This is a genomic window from Streptomyces sp. NPDC030143 (genome assembly GCF_055573695.1).
In genome coordinates this window covers 76,171-93,037 of sequence record NZ_JBVIAY010000012.1, presented here as the reverse complement: position 1 = coordinate 93,037, position 16,867 = coordinate 76,171, and the positions used below count along the sequence as shown (strand labels likewise).

15 protein-coding genes and 1 pseudogene are annotated in these 16,867 nt (G+C 73.5%); 10 read left to right on the top strand and 6 right to left on the bottom strand.

What is annotated here, in order from left to right; translation table 11 throughout:
* The first annotated feature begins 76 nt into the window (after positions 1-76).
* The 7 genes from ACZ4YY_RS21455 to ACZ4YY_RS21425 all read left to right on the top strand — a co-directional run bounded on the left by ACZ4YY_RS21455 (position 77) and on the right by ACZ4YY_RS21425 (position 8,666).
* Entirely contained in the window at positions 77-907 is an 831-nt protein-coding gene (locus tag ACZ4YY_RS21455; RefSeq protein WP_468292358.1) for an SDR family NAD(P)-dependent oxidoreductase, read from the top strand.
* A gap of 722 nt (positions 908-1,629) precedes the next feature.
* A complete protein-coding gene (locus ACZ4YY_RS21450; RefSeq protein ID WP_468292355.1) occupies positions 1,630-2,682 on the top strand; it encodes a DUF4190 domain-containing protein in 1,053 nt (350 codons plus the stop codon).
* Between the two features lie 147 nt (positions 2,683-2,829).
* Positions 2,830-3,582 carry a GntR family transcriptional regulator gene (locus tag ACZ4YY_RS21445; RefSeq protein ID WP_468292352.1) on the top strand — a complete coding sequence of 251 codons (753 nt, stop codon included), beginning with the start codon at positions 2,830-2,832 and terminating at the stop codon, positions 3,580-3,582.
* Between the two features lie 454 nt (positions 3,583-4,036).
* Positions 4,037-4,228: an SPOR domain-containing protein gene (locus tag ACZ4YY_RS21440; protein ID WP_468292350.1), complete on the top strand. Its 192-nt coding sequence runs from the start codon at positions 4,037-4,039 to the stop codon at positions 4,226-4,228.
* Positions 4,229-4,268: 40 nt separating this feature from the next.
* On the top strand, positions 4,269-4,682 hold the full coding sequence (locus ACZ4YY_RS21435) for a (deoxy)nucleoside triphosphate pyrophosphohydrolase (RefSeq protein WP_468292348.1): 414 nt from the start codon (positions 4,269-4,271) through the stop codon (positions 4,680-4,682).
* 317 nt (positions 4,683-4,999) lie between these two features.
* The gene (locus ACZ4YY_RS21430; protein ID WP_468292346.1) at positions 5,000-5,461 is read left to right on the top strand and encodes an ATP-binding protein; all 462 of its coding nucleotides are present in this window, start codon (positions 5,000-5,002) and stop codon (positions 5,459-5,461) included.
* A gap of 550 nt (positions 5,462-6,011) precedes the next feature.
* Positions 6,012-8,666 carry a SpoIIE family protein phosphatase gene (locus tag ACZ4YY_RS21425; RefSeq protein WP_468292343.1) on the top strand — a complete coding sequence of 885 codons (2,655 nt, stop codon included), beginning with the start codon at positions 6,012-6,014 and terminating at the stop codon, positions 8,664-8,666.
* A 49-nt stretch (positions 8,667-8,715) separates the two neighbouring features.
* On the opposite strand, the gene ACZ4YY_RS21420 is transcribed toward ACZ4YY_RS21425, so the two are convergent.
* On the bottom strand, positions 8,716-10,332 hold the full coding sequence (locus ACZ4YY_RS21420; protein WP_468292340.1) for a hypothetical protein: 1,617 nt from the start codon (positions 10,330-10,332) through the stop codon (positions 8,716-8,718).
* A gap of 164 nt (positions 10,333-10,496) precedes the next feature.
* Complete coding sequence (locus ACZ4YY_RS21415) at positions 10,497-10,964, bottom strand: pentapeptide repeat-containing protein (protein WP_468292685.1); 468 nt, start codon at positions 10,962-10,964, stop codon at positions 10,497-10,499.
* Positions 10,965-11,072: 108 nt separating this feature from the next.
* Here ACZ4YY_RS21415 and ACZ4YY_RS21410 point away from each other — a divergent pair.
* The 3 genes and pseudogenes from ACZ4YY_RS21410 to ACZ4YY_RS21400 form a co-directional block, all read left to right on the top strand.
* A pseudogene (locus ACZ4YY_RS21410) lies at positions 11,073-12,086 on the top strand (glycoside hydrolase family 18 protein); the annotation flags it as partial.
* A 23-nt stretch (positions 12,087-12,109) separates the two neighbouring features.
* A complete protein-coding gene (locus ACZ4YY_RS21405; protein ID WP_468292337.1) occupies positions 12,110-12,496 on the top strand; it encodes a phosphotransferase in 387 nt (128 codons plus the stop codon).
* Positions 12,497-12,645: 149 nt separating this feature from the next.
* Positions 12,646-12,798 carry a hypothetical protein gene (locus ACZ4YY_RS21400; protein ID WP_468292334.1) on the top strand — a complete coding sequence of 51 codons (153 nt, stop codon included), beginning with the start codon at positions 12,646-12,648 and terminating at the stop codon, positions 12,796-12,798.
* A 65-nt stretch (positions 12,799-12,863) separates the two neighbouring features.
* On the opposite strand, the gene ACZ4YY_RS21395 is transcribed toward ACZ4YY_RS21400, so the two are convergent.
* The 4 genes from ACZ4YY_RS21395 to ACZ4YY_RS21380 are packed head-to-tail and all read right to left on the bottom strand — an operon-like array spanning position 12,864 to position 16,712.
* Positions 12,864-13,634 (bottom strand): succinate dehydrogenase/fumarate reductase iron-sulfur subunit, encoded by a 771-nt coding sequence (locus ACZ4YY_RS21395; protein WP_468292331.1) that lies wholly within the window; start codon positions 13,632-13,634, stop codon positions 12,864-12,866.
* Entirely contained in the window at positions 13,631-15,568 is a 1,938-nt protein-coding gene (locus tag ACZ4YY_RS21390; RefSeq protein WP_468292328.1) for a fumarate reductase/succinate dehydrogenase flavoprotein subunit, read from the bottom strand. The genes ACZ4YY_RS21395 and ACZ4YY_RS21390 overlap by 4 nt, the downstream gene beginning before the upstream one ends.
* A gap of 17 nt (positions 15,569-15,585) precedes the next feature.
* Positions 15,586-16,404: a hypothetical protein gene (locus ACZ4YY_RS21385; protein WP_468292325.1), complete on the bottom strand. Its 819-nt coding sequence runs from the start codon at positions 16,402-16,404 to the stop codon at positions 15,586-15,588.
* Positions 16,405-16,421: 17 nt separating this feature from the next.
* On the bottom strand, positions 16,422-16,712 hold the full coding sequence (locus ACZ4YY_RS21380) for a hypothetical protein (RefSeq protein WP_468292323.1): 291 nt from the start codon (positions 16,710-16,712) through the stop codon (positions 16,422-16,424).
* Between the last annotated feature and the right edge of the window lie 155 nt (positions 16,713-16,867).

Genomic DNA, 16,867 nt, shown 5'->3' with positions numbered 1-16,867 from the left:
GGACCGGCAACCGCCTTTTCCCACAGGCTTGTTCACGACGGGCCGGTCGAAGAGCGGATGAGGTGGAGGGAGTCGTATGAACAAGGTGTGGCTGGTGACCGGTGCGAGCAGCGGTTTCGGGCGGGCGATCACCGAGGCGGCGCTGGCGGCCGGTGACGTGGTGGTGGGCGCGGCGCGGCGCACCGACGGGCTGGCGGACCTGGTGGCCGCCCGCCCCGACCAGGTGGAGGCGCTGACTCTGGACGTCGCCGACACGGCCGCCGCACAGGCCGCCGTGGCCGACGTCGTCGCACGGCACGGACGGATCGACGTCCTCGTCAACAACGCGGGCCGCACGCACGTCGGTGCCTTCGAGGAGACCACGGACGCCGAACTGCGGGCGCTGTTCGACGTGCACGTCCTCGGGCCGGCGGCCCTGGTGCGGGCGGCGCTGCCGCACATGCGGGCGCGGCGCTCGGGTGCGATCGTGCAGATGAGCAGCATGGGCGGGCAGATGTCCTTCGCGGGGTTCTCCGCGTACAGCGGCACGAAGTTCGCGTTGGAGGGCATGAGCGAGGGACTCGCCGACGAGGTGCGGGAGTTCGGGATCAAGGTGCTGATCGTGGAGCCGGGCGCCTTCCGCACCGGGCTGTTCGAGGCCGGCCGTGCCGGGGCCAGCGCCGACAGCGGCGTGTACGCCAAGGTCAACGAGACGCGCGGCTTCGTCTCCGGCGGCGACGGCACGCAGCCCGGTGACCCGGCGAAGGCAGCCGCCCTCATCCTCGCCGCCCTGGAGGCCGAGGAGACGCCGTTGCGCCTGCCGCTCGGGGACGACGCGGTGACGGCGGTTCTCGGCCACCTGGACGCGGTCCGCGACGACGTGGCCGCCTGGGAGAAGCGGGCGCGGGACACCGGGTTCGAGGGCTGAGGCCAGGGCCGCCGGCATCACCTCGGCGTGAGGTGTCGGCCGGACGTCGAGGGGGCCGGCCGGCGGGGGGGCGCGTACCCCGGATGGTTGACCCCGGTTCGCTTCCGGCCGTCCCGGTCGGGGTGCTGTGTCGGCGCCCGCAGTCCGGGTCGGGGTGCCGTGTCGCTTCCGGCCGTCCCGGTCGGGGTGCTGAGTCGCGCCCGCCGTCTCGTCCGGTGTGCTGTGTCGCGCCCGCAGTCCGGGTCGGGGTGCCGTGTCGCGACCTCGTCGTCCCGCCCGGGATGCTGTGTCGCCCTCGCCGTCTCGGTCGGGGCGCTGTGTCGCCCTCACCGTCCCGGTCGCCGCCGGGCCGCCGGCCGGCGGGGCCGTGCGCCGCCCCGTCGTCGCGTTCGCGTCCCGCGTTCCTGTTCGGCTCGCCCCGCGCTTACCATGCGCCCAGTCGAACGTCGGTTCCGCCGCGCGGGTCCCGGCCCGCTGAGCCCTCCATCCGATCCAGGAGCACGGTACCTGTGTCCATACCCTCGCCCAACGGGCCGTCCCAGCCGCAGGACCAGCCCCAGGGCCGACCGCAGGACCCGTACCAGCCTCCGCAGCCCCAGCCCCAGCCGCAGCCGCAGGGGGTGTATCCGCAGGGTCCCGGTGGGCCCGGTGGGCCGCAGGCTCGGCCTCCCTACGGTCCTTATCCGGCCTGGGGCCAGGGGTATCCGCTGCCCGTCCGGCCCGTGCCCACCAACGGCGTCGCCATCGCCGCCCTCGTGCTGGGCGTGATGTGCTTCCTGCCGGCCGTCGGTCTGATCCTCGGGATCGTCGCGCTGGTGCAGATCAGGAAGCGCGGGGAGCGCGGCAAGGGGATGGCGGTCGCGGGAGCGGCGCTGTCCTCCGTCGGGCTCGCGCTGTGGGTGCTGGCGCTGGCCATCGGGGGCGTCTCCGCGGTGTGGGAGGGGTTCAAGGAGGGCGCGAGCCGCGGCTCCAGCCTCTCGCTCGACAAGGGCCAGTGCTTCGACGTACCGGGTGCCGCCTTCGACGAGGACGTCTACGACGTCGACGAGGTGCCGTGCTCCGGTGAGCACGAGGCCGAGGTGTTCGGCACGGTCCCGCTGTCCGGCGACGACTACCCGGGCGACGCCCGCGTCACGGACGTCGCCGAGGACAAGTGCTGGACCCTCAAGGACGTCTACGTGATGGACCCGTGGCTGCTGAGCGGCGACGTCGACGTGTACTACCTCACGCCCACCCGCCAGAGCTGGAAGTGGGGCGACCGCGAGATCACCTGCGTCTTCGGCCACGCCGACGAGGGTTCCACCCTGACCGGTTCACTGCGCGCCGACGAGACGACCCTCGACGCCGACCAGTTGGCCTTCCTGAAGGCGATGGCCGCGGTCGACGAGGTGCTCTACGAAGAGCCCGAGGAGTACGTGGAGGAGGACCTGGAGGTCAACCAGGCCTGGGCGGGCAAGGTGGGAGAGGTGACCGCCCGGCAGGCGAAGGCCCTGGACGCGCACGCCTGGTCGGCCGACAACGGCGGCGCCCTCGCCGTGCTGGTGACGGACCTTCAGGCGGCGAGCAAGGCGTGGGGTCGGGCGGCCGGCGCCGCCGACGCGGACACCTTCTACGTCCACTACGAGACCGCGTACGAGTACGTCGACGGCGTCGCCATCGTCACCGCACGCGAGGCTCTGGGCCTGGCCACCACGCCGCCCTCCTACGACGAGGACCGCGAGAGCGGTGGCGGGGGCACCGGCGGCGGTGGAAGTGAGGGCGGCCTCGATGTGTGATCACGCCCATAGCGGGGAGAAAGTGCCTGCGTAAAGCCTCTCCCACGGATAAGTCATCACATCGAGTGATTCTCTGGCCTTTGCTTGCACGGCACAACCCACGGTTGCCACGCTGTTGCTGTCTGTACAAGCTGATGGGAGCGGCCAGTGACATTCGGTGAGCAGCCGGCGTACCTGCGCGTCGCGGGTGATCTCCGCAAGAAGATCGTCGACGGCTCGCTGCCCCCGCACACCCGTCTCCCGTCCCAGGCCAGAATCCGTGAGGAGTACGGCGTCTCCGACACCGTCGCGCTGGAGGCGCGCAAGGTGCTGATGGCCGAGGGGTTGGTCGAGGGCCGCTCCGGGTCGGGCACCTATGTCCGCGAGCGGCCCGTGCCGCGCCGCATCGCCCGCTCCGGGTACCGCCCGGCGACCGGGGCGACACCGTTCCGTCAGGAGCAGGCCGAGGCGCACACGCGCGGCACCTGGGAGTCCAACAGCGAGCAGACGGCGGCGGGTCGTGCCGTCGCCGAGCGGCTCGCGATCCAGCCCGGCGACCGCGTGATGTGCACCAGGTACGTCTTCCGGGAGGCCGGCGAGGCGATGATGCTCTCCACCTCCTGGGAGCCCCTGGCCGTCACCGGCCGTACGCCGGTGATGCTGCCCGAGGAGGGGCCACTCGGCGGCATGGGCGTCGTCGAGCGGATGCGCGCCATCGACGTCATCGTCGACAACGTCACCGAGGAGGTCGGTGCCCGCCCCGGTCTCGCCGAGGAACTGATCGCCCTCGGCGGCGTCCCGGGGCACGTCGTGCTGGTCGTCCAGCGCACGTACTACGCCTCCGGCCGCCCCGTCGAGACGGCCGACGTGGTGATCCCGGCGGACCGTTACCGCGTGGCGTACCACCTGCCGGTGAAGTAGCGGGCGGCGCACGGGCCGTCGGTCTGCTCGCACCGATGGGGCGGCTTTTCTCCGGGGGCGTCCGCGGCAGTCCGGCGGGCCGGTCACACAGTGGCGCCCCCCCGCGCCGCGCGCCGCCCGCACCATGGGGGGCGAGGGGGGTGAAAGAGCGCACACCCTTGCGGCAGTTGCCGGTGGAAACCGCCGGGCGCACGGGCGTCGGTGCGCCGTCGGAATCCGGTCGTTTCCCGCTGTTCCCGCAGGTCGCCCGGCAGATGGACGACAGGCCGCCGACCGTGGGCGGCGCGCCGCGCGCACGGCGCGTTCGGTCCCGTGCGCCCCCTGCGTTCTGGCTGGTTGCGTACCTCTTTGTGTAAAGGCGTGTTCGCTGCGTAAAGGTAAGGCGTACGCTCGGGCATATGCGGAATGCGGTTTCCTCAGAGGGCGGGGCGCGGGCGGGAAGCGGAGGGGCTCGATGAACGACGGCACGATCTCTCTGCCCTGGCTCGTCATACGGCAGGACGACAACGGCAATCGCTACCGCGTCGGCCGGTACGCGACCCGAGCCGAGGCCCAGAAGATCGCCGACAGTCTCGACGGCCGCGGACACAAGCAGCTCTACTCGGTCGAGCGCATCGGACAGAACGGGGACGGGTTGCGGAACTGACCCGCACAGACCCGCGCCGGCCTCCCGTAGGCTCCGGCGCATGACGCAACACCCACCGGTCGTGGTGGCCGCCGCCCTGCTCGACGGCGACCGCCTGCTCGCCGCGCGCCGCAGCGCGCCCCCCGACCTCGCCGGCCGCTGGGAGCTGCCCGGCGGCAAGGTCGAACCGGGCGAGCGGCCCGAGGAGGCCCTGGTCCGCGAACTGCGCGAGGAACTCGGCGTCGACTCCGAGGTCGTCGGGCGCGTCCCGGGGGAGTGGCCGCTGCGGCCGCCGTACGTCCTCCAGGTGTGGACGGTCCGGCTGCGCCCCGCCTCCCCCGCTCCCGCGCCCCTCGAGGATCACGACGCCCTCCGCTGGCTCGCGCCCGCCGAGGTCTGGCACGTCGACTGGCTCGACCAGGACATCCCGGCCGTCCGCGAGGTGATCGCCCGGCTCGGCACCCGGGCGGGCTGACGGCGGGTCGGCCGAGGGCGGGTCGACCGGGAGGGCGGGCCCAGGCGGAGGCCGGCCGAGAGGGCGGGCCGAGGGTGGGTCGGCCGAGAGGCGTGTTTGGCCGGGCCGGCCGACCGTGGCGGCGGAAGCGTGGTGGGCCGGCCGTGCGGCGTGTTTGGCCGGGCCGGCCGACCGTGGCGGCGGAAGGGCGGTAGGTCCGACCGGGCGGGCTCACCCGGCCCGCCGGGTGGTCGGGGGTGGGAGTCCGCCAGGCATCCCGTACGCCGTTGGTGCCACAGTGCGCCCCCTCCGGTGATACCCGCCCGGACATAGCGGGTATGTGCCCATTAACCCCACGAAATCGAACCGGGGGGTACCTCGCTGGCCGGGAAGTGATCGGCGTGATCGACTCCGAAGGCGACTGGGCCGAGTGGACCTTCCCCGCAGACCCGGGGGCGGTGCGCACGGCCCGTGGCGCGGTACGGGGGCAGTTGCGCGGCTGGGGCCTCGACAGCATCGGCGATGTCGCGGCCCTGCTGGTCAGTGAGCTGGTGACGAACGCGATGCGGCACGCCACCGGCCCCATCGGAGTACGGCTGGTCCGCCCCGCCGGACTGGACGGCGTCCTGCTCGTCGAGGTCTCCGACCCGCTGCCGGACCCGCCCCGCGAGCGCGTCGCCCGGCCCGAGGACGAGAGCGGACGGGGACTGCAACTCGTGGCGTCCTCCTCGCGCCGCTGGGGGAGCCGTCCCGGGGAGGCCGGGAAGACCGTCTGGTTCGAACTGACCGTGCCCGGCTGACGAGACGCCCCACCCGCCCGACGGCGTTCCCCCCGCCTCGCCGCGCTCCCCGGCCCGTCGCGCCCCGCTCCGTCCCGCCCGCTCCGTCCCGCCCGGTCCCGTCCCCTTCGGCGGGGCGGCGGGCGTCCCCGATGGCGGTTCCCCGCAGCCCCGGTCGGACCGGCTGCGTTCCGGCCGCCCGGCCCCGACGGCGTTTCCCCGCCTCCCGGTCGCCCGGCCCCGGCGATGTTCGCGTGCCTTCCCTGGACCCGTGCCGGCGGTGTTCCCACGCCTCCCGGCCGCCCGGCCCCGACGGCGTTTCCCCGCCTCCCGGTCGCCCGGCCCCCGGCGGTGTTCGCGTGCCTTCCCGGGACCCGTGCCCGGCGGGGTGGTTCGAGGGCGTGTCCGCTGGTTAGAAGACTGGAAGTGTTGTCGCGGCACGGTCCGAAAAATGCCTGGACCGTGCTGTGATCGTGAACACCGTGTCGTGCGGCACCGTAGTGCTGGATACTGCGGGCAGCCGCCCCTGGTGACCGGTACCGGGCGCGGTGAGCTGGAGGGGACGGTTCGCGTGAGCGAGATACCAGCGAAGGCCACGGAGTCCGAGGACCCGTCGGACGGCGCGAGGACTGAGGCCGCGGGTGCGCGCGCAGCCGATGCCGAGCGCGGTTCCGCCGCCGGGGGCATCCTCGCCGACGGCGAGATGCCGGGCGGTGACGCCCTGTGGCAGAGCAGTCCGCCCGGCTCGATCTACGACTACATCAAGGTCGCGTCGTTCTCGATCGGCCCCGACGGATGCGTCGACCAGTGGAGCCTGCGGGCCGAACAGATCTTCGGCATCCCGGCCCCGCGGGCCGTCGGCATGGACCCCATCGACGCGTTCGTCGACCCCGACCTGCGCGACCTCGGCCAGCGCAAGATGGCCGAGATCCTCGACGGCCGTGAGTGGACCGGTGTCGTCCCCTTCCGGATGCCCGACGCGGCGGACGGCCGGCGCGGCGAGGAGGGTCTCGCCGAGGTGTACGTCATGCCGACGCGCACCCAGGACGGCGAGAAGGCCGCCGTCTGCATCGTCGTCGACGTGCGCACACTGCGCAGCATCGAGACCGACCTCGCCGCCTCGCAGGCGATTTTCGGTCAATCGCCCTTCGGGTTCCTGCTGATCGACACCGACCTGCGGGTCCGTCGCGCCAACCACCGGTTCGCCTCGCTCTTCGGCGGCACCCCCGACGACCACCGCGGCAAGGGCGTGCACGACTACCTGCCCCGCCCCGAGGCCGAGCGGGTCACCGCCATCCTGCGACGGGTGCTCCAGACCGGTGACGCCATCACCGACATGCACATCACGGGGTTCGTGCCCGGCGACGACGACCGCCGCCACTGGTCGATCAACCTCTACCGCGTGCACAGCGGCAGCGGCCGCCCCATCGGCGTCGCCTGGCTCGGCACCGACATCACCGCCCGCCGCGCCGCCGCCCGCGAGGCCGCCGCCGCACGGCGCAATCTCGCCCTGCTGAACGAGGCGGGCGCCCGCATAGGGAACTCCCTCGACCTTGAGACCACCGCGCGCGAACTCCTCGACGTCGTCGTGCCCGGCTTCTGCGACCTCGCCACCGTCGACCTCTACCAGGGGCTCCTGGCCGGCGACGAGACCCCGCCCGGACTGGCCGACGGCAGCGCGGAGTTGCGTCGCGTCGCGTTCGCGTCCGCCGTCTCCGACGCCCCGTTCGCCGGCAGCGGCACGCCCGTCGCCGTCGGCGCGGTGCACCACTTCCCGTTCAACTCGCCCTGCGCGGACGCCCTGCGCACCGCCCGCCCGCAGTCCATCCCCGGCGAGGAGGGCGGCCTCGTGCAGTCCACGCTGGCCGTCCCGATGGTCGCCCACGACACGGTCGTGGGGCTCGCGCAGTTCTCGCGGACGAAGGGCAGCGAGCCGTTCGGGGACCGCGACCGTGATCTGGCGGTGGAGCTGGCCGCCCGGGCGGCCGTCTGTATCGACAACGCCCGCCTTTACCGCCGTGAGCACGAGCGGGCGCTGATACTGCAACGGTCGCTGCTCCCGCCGGGCGACCCGGTCGCCTCCGGGCTGGACATCGCCTGCCGCTACCTGCCCGGCAACGCCTCCACCGGCCGTCCCAGCGAGGTCGGAGGCGACTGGTTCGACGTCATCGAACTGCCCGGCCACCGCACCGCGCTGGTCGTGGGCGACGTGATGGGCCGCGGACTGCGGGCGGCGGTGGCGATGGGCGAACTGCGGACGGCGGTCCGCACGTTGGCGCTGCTCGACCTGGAACCGGCGGAAGTGCTCGCGGCGTTGGACGAGATCGCCCGCGGCCTCGGCACCCCCGGTGGTGTCCAGCAGGCCACCCGCGCCGCCCGTCGGCCCCGTGAGGCCGACCTGTGCGAGGTGTACCTCGCGACGTGCGTGTACGCGGTGTACGACTCCGTGACGCGCCGGTGCACCTTCGCCAACGCCGGTCATCTGCCGCCCGTACTGGTCGAGCCCGGCGAGTCCGCCCTCATGCTCGACGTGCCGCCGGGCATGCCGCTCGGCGTCGGCGGGGAGCCCTTCGAGGAGGTCGAGGTCGAACTCCCCGAGGGCGCGCTGCTCGCGCTGTACACGGACGGCCTCGTGGAGTCCCGCGACCACCCCTTGGACGAGGGGCTCCAGGCCTTCGTCGGGGCGCTCACCGACCCCACCCGGCCCCTGGAGGACGTCTGCGACCACGTCCTCAACACCCTCGACAGCCATCACGGCGAGGACGACATCGCGTTGCTGATGGCACGTGTACAGGGACTGCCCAACGAGTCCGTCGGCGACTGGACGCTGCCGCGCGAGCCGCGCAGCGTGGGCCGCGCCCGCGAGCACGCCCGCGGCCGGCTCCTCAGCTGGGACCTCGAGCCGCTCGTCGACACGACGGAACTGCTGGTCAGCGAGCTCGTGACGAACGCCCTGCGGTACGGCGAGGGCGAGATCAGGCTCCGGCTGCTGCTCGACCGCACTCTGGTCTGCGAGGTCTGGGACGCGGGACTGGTCCAACCACGCCGCCGCCGTGCCCGAGACACGGACGAGGGCGGTCGCGGACTCCAGCTGGTGGGGCTGCTCTCGGCGGCGTGGGGCTCCCGCCGTACCCCCCGGGGCAAGACGGTGTGGTTCGAACTGCCCCTGCCGGACGGCCGGTCCACCCTGGCGGACCCGGCGGAGGCACTGCTCAGCCTGTTCTGAGGGGCCGGGCGGCTTCGCCTCCGGGGGCGCGGGGCGGCCCTCCGTGGGGTTACCCCGGGCGCCCGGGGACACCGCCGAAGCCGCCCGGCCGGCCGCCGTCGGGATCGTCGGCCGGCAGGATGCCGCCGAGGACGGCACCGGCGGTACCGTCGCCACCGGCAATACGGGTGGCACCGGCGGTACCGGTGGCCGTGGAGGTCGGGTCGCGCTGCGCGCCGTCCGCGCCCGTCCCGCCGGCCCTCTCCACCCAGCCCAGCGGATTCCCCCTCACCCGTACGTCCGCTTCCGCCAGCTCCCGGGCCCGAAGCGCCAGCGTGTCGGCGCGCGGGGCGTCGGTGGGCAGCAGACGCCGGGCCTCGGCGAGGCGGGTGCGGGCCGGGACGTCGACGGCGGCGCGGTGGGTGGCGACGAAGTCCGCCGTCGCGGCGATGCTGCTGCGGGCGACGAGACGGGCGGCGGCGGCCACGTCGCCGCCCGGGGGGAGGGCCGTCGCGCGGACCAGGCGGCGCAGGATCCCTAGCGGGTCGTGAGGGCGGTCGCCGGCGAGTTCCCGGCGCAGGGACGCGAGGACGGAACCGGTGTGCGCCGCGTGCGCCCCAGCGGCGGGAGTCCCCACCGGGCCCGACCCGGAGCGGTCCGCCTCCGGCCGGTTCGCCTCCGAGGGGTCTGCTCTCGGCCGGTCTGCTCTCGGCCGGTCTGCCTCCGGCCGGTTGGCTTCCGAGAGGTTCCCTGGCTGGTCGGCCTCTGACCGGTTTTCCTTCCGCCGGTCTGCTCCCGGCTGGTCAGCCTCCGGCCGGTCCGTCCCCGGCCGGTCTGCCTCCGCCGCGGTGAGTGCCGCCGGCATCAGCGCCTCGGCCTCGCGCAGTTCGGCGGCCAGGCGTTCCACGCCCTCGACGAAGACGGCGGCCTGGGCGACGGCGCCCTCGGCGGCGCGCAGGTGCCGGGCGGCCGCCCCGATGCGCCCCGCGGCGTCCTCCTGATGGGCCCGGTTGAGGCGGGCGGTGGCGAACAGCAGCCGGTCCTTGGCCTGCTCGACGTTCCCGGCGACGACGGCACTCGCGGTGGGCGCGTACCGCGCGTGCACCTCGGCCAGCAGCGACTCCGCGGCGGCCGTACGACCCGTCAGCTCACGGAACCGCGCCTGCGCCGTCTCCAGCGCCTCGCCCACCCCCGCCGTCAGCCCCCGCAGCCGTTCGAAGTCCCCGGCCACGGCGTCCAGCCGCCGCCCTGCCTCCTCGCAGCGTCCGACGATCCCGGCGAGGGCGTGCCGCCGGGCCGCCTCCTCCCGCGGCACCCCCTCGTCGTAGCGCTGCCGCATCCGGAACGCCGCCGCCGTCTCCGCCTCGGCCTCCCGCAGCGCGGCGGCGAAGGGCGCCGCGGCCTCCTCGGCGAACCGGGCCCGGGCGAAGTCGAGCTCCTCCCGGGCGGACCGTATGCGGTCGTCGGCCTCGACCAGCGCGGCGCGGGCCCGTTCGTCCAGGGGGGCGAGGTCGGGCGGGGGGCCGGTGGGTGGGGGGACGGCCGTCCCGCCGGGGGTGGTCCGCTCCCGGGTGCGCCGGACGCGGCGCAGGTAGCCGTACCCCGCGAGTACGCCCGCCGTGCCCAGCGCCGCCAACGGCAGCACCAGATCGACCGCTGACGTGCCCTCCTCCGGTGGCGCTGCCACGGCGGAGGTCGAACGGGTGATCGCAACCGGAGCGTCCGTTCCCGTCGTCATCCCTGGCAACAGCAGCCACACGACGCCGGCCGCACCGCCCACCACGGCATGCGCCACTCGCACGGTCAGGTGCGATGCGGCACGCCGTGGTCGGCCTCGGAACAAGGACGACGTCACATGGGGGAGCGTATGACCGCGCAAGCGGGCGCGCGACCGGGAGCGTTGCGGTGCAGGGCGAGAGGGAGCGGTGGGGCGGAGTGACACGAGGGGGGACGGGCATGGACCGACCGCAGGACGGGGCGGCCAAGGACGAGGAGGCGGCCACGGACACCGCACGCGAGCGGGATCCAGGGGCGCCGACGGCCCCGACGGGGGAGTTGCCGCACACGCCTGCCCCGAAGCCGGTCACCCCGGAACGGGCCCCCGTGCAGGAAGGTGCCGCCGAACCGCGTACCCAGGGGGTGGGCGCTGCCGAGCCGACCGTCCCGGGTCCAGGCGACGCCGGGTCGCCCACCCCGAAGGCAGGCACCTCCGAGTCGCCCGCCCCACAGCCGGGCACCCCCGAGCCGGGCACCCCGAAGGCAGGCGCCCCTGAGTCGTCCACCCCGGAGCCGGGCACCTCCGAGCCGTCCGCCCCACAGCCGGGCACCTCCGAGCCGCCCGCCCCCGAGGCAGGCACCCCGGAGGCGGGTGACGCCGGGTCGCCCGCGCCGGCGGCGGGTGCTGCCGAGCGCTCTCGCCCCGCCGCCCGTCGCAGACGTCGGCTTCGGCTCGTCCGGCGGAGTGTTCTCGCGCTCGTCCTGCTGCTCCTGCTCCCCCTCCTCGGTGCGCTCACCGCGCTGCGGGTGAACTACCTGGGCGACCCGGCCGAGGGCACGTACTCGCGGGGCCGGGACGCGATCTGGCTCGGGCACGCCTGGGTCGACGGGCGGAAGAAGGACGCGGACGTCACCGCGCTGGCCGACCGGCTCAAGGGCACCGGCATCCGGGACCTGTACGTCCACGCCGGCCCGCTGGAGCACGACGGCACGCTCCCCGCGTCGGCGTACGCCAACGCCGGGTGGTTCCTCGCCGCCGTGCACCGCGCGATGCCCGGTGTCCGGGTCCAGGCCTGGCTGGGTGACGTGCTCGCCGGCGAGAGCCCGCACGGCATGCGGCTGGAGCGGGCGCAGACCCGGGCGGCCGTCGTGCGGTCGACGCGGGAGATCCTCGCCGCCGGCTTCGAGGGCGCCCACTTCGACCTGGAACCCCTGCACTCGGACGACCGGAACTACCTCACGCTTCTCGACGCCCTGCGCCGCGTCACCGCGGACCGGGGCGCCCAGTTGTCCGTCGCCGCCCACCAGATCGACCCGCTGCCGGCCCTGCACTCCGTCCGGGGCGCCCTCACCGGCCACCCGAAGTGGTGGTCGCAGGCGTTCTTCGGACAGGTCGCCCGCCGCGTCGACCAGATCGCCCTCATGTCGTACGACACCATGCAGCCGCTGGAGAGCACCTACGGCGGTTACGTGGCCCAGCAGACCTCGCTGGCTCTCGAGGTCACCCCGCAGACCACCGACCTGCTCATGGGCCTGCCCTTCTACCACGAGAAGGGGTTCGGTCACTGGGAGCACGCCGAGACCGTCGCCGCCGCCGTCCGGGGCGTCCGCCTGGGCCTGTCCCGCACGGACGCGGACCGTCCGTCGTTCGGCGTCGCGCTGTACGTGGACTTCGCCGCGACGGAGGAGGACTGGGTGGCGTACCGGGCGGGGTGGGTCCGGTGACCGCGCCCCGTCGACACCGCACCGTGACCGATCTGGCCCCCCTCGTGCGGACCCTCGCCGCCGCGGTCCGGCCGCGCCGCGGCCATCGGCTCCTGCACGGCGAACTCGGCCCGGACCACGTCCTGGTGAGCCCGCGGGGCGAGCCGGTCCTCATCGACATCGAGGACGTCCGGTACGGAGACGTCGAGCAGGAGCACGTGTTCCTCGCGCTGCGCTTCGGCCATCGGTACGACGCCCTGCGCGTCCCGGGCCTCGACGAGGACCGCATGGTCTTCTACCGTCTGGCCATGCACCTCTCCCTCGTGGCGGGTCCGCTGCGGCTGCTGGACGGCGACTTCCCCGGCCCCGGGGCGATGCGGGACATCGCGGAGTCCAACCTGCGGCGCGTCCTGGAACTGGTGGCGCGGTGACCGACACGTACGGGATCTCGCTCGCCGTGACGGGCGTCGCCCTGGCCGGAGCCTTGGCCACGGGTGTCGTCGCCGTGGCGACGGGCCGGCTGCCGCTGTGAGACGGGCACAGGGTCACGCGGCCCACGCTGTGGGGCCGGGGCACGCTCGTGGCCGCGACCGCAGGGCCCGCCTGGCTGCTGCTCGGCCCGCTCCACCCCGGCCCCTTCGCACACGTCCTCGGGAGCACGACTGCCTTGGGCATGTTCCTGGTGGGCCTGATCACGCAGGTTGTCGCCGTGGACCCGCGCCGCGGCAGGTGAGCCGCGCAGGTCGTGGCTGTGGGGACCCGCGCCGCGGCAGGTGAGCCGCTCCGGCCGGGGCCCCGTCAGGGCGACCGGCGCCTGATCTTCGAGCCCAGCCACACCAGGGGGTCGTACTTGCGGTCGACGGCCCGCTCCTTCAGGGGGATCAGCGCGTTGTCCGTGATCTTGATGCCTTCGGGGCAGACCTCCGTGCAGCACTTGGTGATGTTGCAGTAGCCGAGGCCGTGGTCGTCCTGGGCGGTGCGTTTGCGGTCCAGGCCGCTCTCCTCGGCGGCGTCCAGCGGGTGCATGTCCAGCTCGGCGATCCGCATGAGGAAGCGCGGGCCGGCGAACGCCGTCTTGTTCTCCTCGTGGTCGCGCACCACGTGACAGGTGTCCTGGCACAGGAAGCACTCGATGCACTTGCGGAACTCCTGTGCCCGGTCCACGTCCTCCTGCATCATCCGGTACTCGCCCGGCCCCACGCCGGCGGGCGGCATAAATGCCGGGACCTCCCTGGCCTTGCGGTAGTTGTAACCGACGTCCGTGACCAGGTCGCGGACGACGGGGAAGGCGCGCAGCGGAGTGACGGTGATCGTCTCGGCGCGGTCGAACACCGACATCCGGGTCATGCACATCAGCCGCGGCCGCCCGTTGACCTCCGCCGAGCAGGACCCGCACTTGCCGGCCTTGCAGTTCCAGCGGACGGCGAGGTCGGGCGCCTGCGTGGCCTGGAGGCGGTGGATGATGTCGAGGACCACTTCGCCGTCGTTGACCTCGACCTCGAAGTCCTCCAGGCCGCCGCCCGACACGTCGCCCCGCCACACCTTGAACCGGGCCTGGTAGCCGCTCATTCGTACAGCTCCTCTTCGGCGAGGTACTTGACCAGCTCCTCCTTCTGGAAGAGGGCGAGCAGGTCGGGGCGGACGGGGTCGGTGGTCTCGCGGGTGAGGGTGATCTGGCCCCGCACCGGGTCGGTGGCCGCCAGACCGCCGGTGGGGTCGGTCAGCCGGCACAGGAGGTTGATCCGGCGCCAGGCGCGTTCCATGTCCGGGTGGTCCTCGCGGGTGTGTCCGCCGCGCGACTCGGTGCGCTCCAGGGCCGCCCGGGCCACGCACTCGCTCACCAGCAACATGTTGCGCAGGTCCAGGGCGAGGTGCCAGCCCGGGTTGAACTGGCGGTGGCCCTCGACGCCGGCCCGCCGCGCCCGTACCCGCAGCTCGGCGAGCTTGTCCAGGGCCTGTTCCATCTCGCCCTGGCGGCGGATGATGCCGACCAGGTCGTTCATGGTCTGCTGGAGTTCCTGGTGCAGGGTGTACGGGTTCTCCGGCGGGCGCCCCTGCGGGTCCGGCCGGCCCTCCGCGGAGAAGGGCCGCAGGGCCTCCGCGGCGGCCGCGTCGATCTGCTCGTCGTCGACCGGCGGGCGCGTCCCGGTCAGGGCCGCCGCGTACCCGGCCGCGTGCAGGCCCGCGCGGCGGCCGAACACCAGCAGGTCGGAGAGGGAGTTCCCGCCGAGCCGGTTGGAGCCGTGCATGCCGCCGGCCACCTCGCCGGCCGCGTACAGGCCCGGCACCCCGCGTGCGGCGGCCGTCTCGGAGTCGACGGCGATGCCGCCCATCACGTAGTGGCAGGTCGGTCCCACCTCCATGGCCTCGGCGGTGATGTCGACGTCCGCCAGCTCCTTGAACTGGTGGTACATGGACGGCAGCCGCCGCTTGATGACCTCGGCCGGCATCCGCGTGGACACGTCGAGGAAGACTCCGCCGTGCGGGGAGCCGCGGCCCGCCTTCACCTCGGCGTTGATGGCGCGGGCCACCTCGTCGCGCGGCAGCAGCTCCGGTGGCCGCCGGTTGTCGTCGGGTGCGTCGTACCAGCGGTCGGCCTCGTCCTCGGACTCGGCGTACTTGTCCTTGAAGACGTCCGGGACGTAGTCGAACATGAACCGCTTGCCCTCGGAGTTGCGCAGCACCCCGCCGTCGCCGCGCACCGACTCGGTGACCAGGATGCCCTTCACCGACGGCGGCCAGACCATGCCCGTGGGGTGGAACTGCACGAACTCCATGTTCAGCAGGGGCGCCCCGGCCAGCAGGGCGAGCGCGTGGCCGTCGCCGGTGTACTCCCAGGAGTTCGACGTCACCTTGAAGGACTTGCCGATGCCGCCGGTCGCGATCACGACGGCCGGCGCCTCGAGGACGAAGAAGCGGCCGGACTCGCGTGCGTAGGCGAAGACGCCGGAGACCCGGTCGCCGTCCTTCAGCACCCGCGTGACCGTGCACTCCTGGAACACCTTCAGCCGTGACTCGTGGTCGCCGGTCTCCCGGTGGTCCTCCTGCTGGAGGGCGACGATCTTCTGCTGGAGGGTGCGGATCAGCTCCAGGCCGGTGCGGTCGCCGACGTGCGCGAGACGCGGGTACTCGTGGCCGCCGAAGTTGCGCTGCGAGATCCGGCCGTCCTTCGTCCGGTCGAACAGGGCGCCCCAGGTCTCCAGCTCCCACACCCGGTCCGGGGCCTCCTGGGCGTGCAGCTCGGCCATCCGCCACTGGTTGAGGAACTTGCCGCCCCGCAGGGTGTCGCGGAAGTGGACCTGCCAGGTGTCGTGCTCGTTGGCGTTGGCCATCGCCGCCGCGATGCCGCCCTCGGCCATCACCGTGTGCGCCTTGCCGAACAGCGACTTGCAGATCACGGCCGTCCGGGCGCCCCGCTCACGTGCCTCGATGGCGGCCCGCAGACCGGCGCCACCGGCCCCGACCACGACGACGTCCCACTCCTGCCGGTCGACCACGGACATGCGAAGGCCCCACTCGTCTAGAAGAAGCGCGGATCGTCGAACGCACCGGACGCGACGAGATACACGTAGAAGTCGGCGAGCGCGACGCTCACCAGGGACGCCCAGGCCAGCTGCATGTGGCGGGCGTTGAGCCGGCCGACCCACTGCCACATCCGGTAGCGGACCGGGTGCCGGGAGAAGTGCTTGAGCTTCCCGCCGACGATGTGCCGGCAGGAGTGACAGGACAGGGTGTACGCCCAGATCAGCACGATGTTGACCAGGAACACCAGGGTGCCCAGGCCCATGTGTCCCCAGGCGTAGTGCTCGTCGCGGAAGGCGAGCACGGTGTCGTAGGTGAGGATCCCGGCGACCGGGATCGCCGCGTAGAAGAAGTACCGGTGGATGTTCTGCACGATCAGCGGGAAGCGGGTCTCGCCGGTGTACGTCCGGTGCGGCTCGGCCACCGCGCAGGCCGGGGGCGAGGCCCAGAAGCCCCGGTAGTAGGCCTTGCGGTAGTAGTAGCAGGTCAGCCGGAAGCCGAGCGGGAAGATCAGGATGATGATCGCGGGGGAGATGCCCCACCAGCTGCCGAAGATCTCCCAGTTCGGGCCCGCGCGCATCGGCTCGCAGTTCTCCGCGAGGCAAGGCGAGTAGAACGGCGAGACGTACGGCGCCGCGTAGTAGTCGGCGTTCGCGAAGGCCCGCCAGGTCGAGTACACGACGAACGCGAGCAAGCCGGCGGCGGTGGCCGCGGGGGCCAGCCACCACCGGTCGGTGCGCAGGTGGGGCGCGGTGATGGCGGCGCGCGTGGCGGTGTGCACGCCGCGGCCCCGTCGGGGTTCCGTACCAGTGGCCAAGGAGAGCTCCGGTCGGGTCAGGGGGCGTGCCGGTCGCGGGCTCCGAGTCCCTCGTCGTCGGAGTCCGTCCACAGCGAGTCGTCGTACGGCGTGTCGGGGATGGTGACGAGGTCGGGCCGCTTCAGCGCGGGACTGGTGGCGGCCGCCTCGCGCAGCAGCGCCACGCTCTCGCGCAGGTGGTTGGCGTCGGCGCGGACGCGGCGGATCTCCAGACCGCCACCGCCGATCTGCTTCTCCAGGCGCCCGACCGACCGGTGCAGGTCGTCGAGGCAGCGCTGGACTGACATCAGTTCGTCGTCAACGGACATGACGTGACCTCACTTCCGTCGGCCGTGCGGCCGTGGGTGGCAACGTTCATGCGCCTGCGAGTGTTGCGCGTCACACCTGTCGGTGTGAAGGGATGTGCACCGATTGGCCGATGCGGTGGGGTGCGGGCCCGGCGCATTGGGCCGCACGGGTGACC

Excerpts from the sequence above, each read along its gene's own strand:
- ACZ4YY_RS21455 (WP_468292358.1), top strand. The coding sequence starts at position 77 with ATGAACAAGGTGTGGCTGGTGACCGGTGCGAGCAGCGGTTTCGGGCGG.
- ACZ4YY_RS21440 (WP_468292350.1), top strand. The coding sequence starts at position 4,037 with ATGAACGACGGCACGATCTCTCTGCCCTGGCTCGTCATACGGCAGGAC.
- ACZ4YY_RS21380 (WP_468292323.1), bottom strand. The coding sequence starts at position 16,712 with ATGTCCGTTGACGACGAACTGATGTCAGTCCAGCGCTGCCTCGACGAC.
- ACZ4YY_RS21435 (WP_468292348.1), top strand. The coding sequence starts at position 4,269 with ATGACGCAACACCCACCGGTCGTGGTGGCCGCCGCCCTGCTCGACGGC.
- ACZ4YY_RS21390 (WP_468292328.1), bottom strand. The coding sequence starts at position 15,568 with ATGTCCGTGGTCGACCGGCAGGAGTGGGACGTCGTCGTGGTCGGGGCC.
- ACZ4YY_RS21430 (WP_468292346.1), top strand. The coding sequence starts at position 5,000 with ATGTGCCCATTAACCCCACGAAATCGAACCGGGGGGTACCTCGCTGGC.
- ACZ4YY_RS21395 (WP_468292331.1), bottom strand. The coding sequence starts at position 13,634 with ATGAGCGGCTACCAGGCCCGGTTCAAGGTGTGGCGGGGCGACGTGTCG.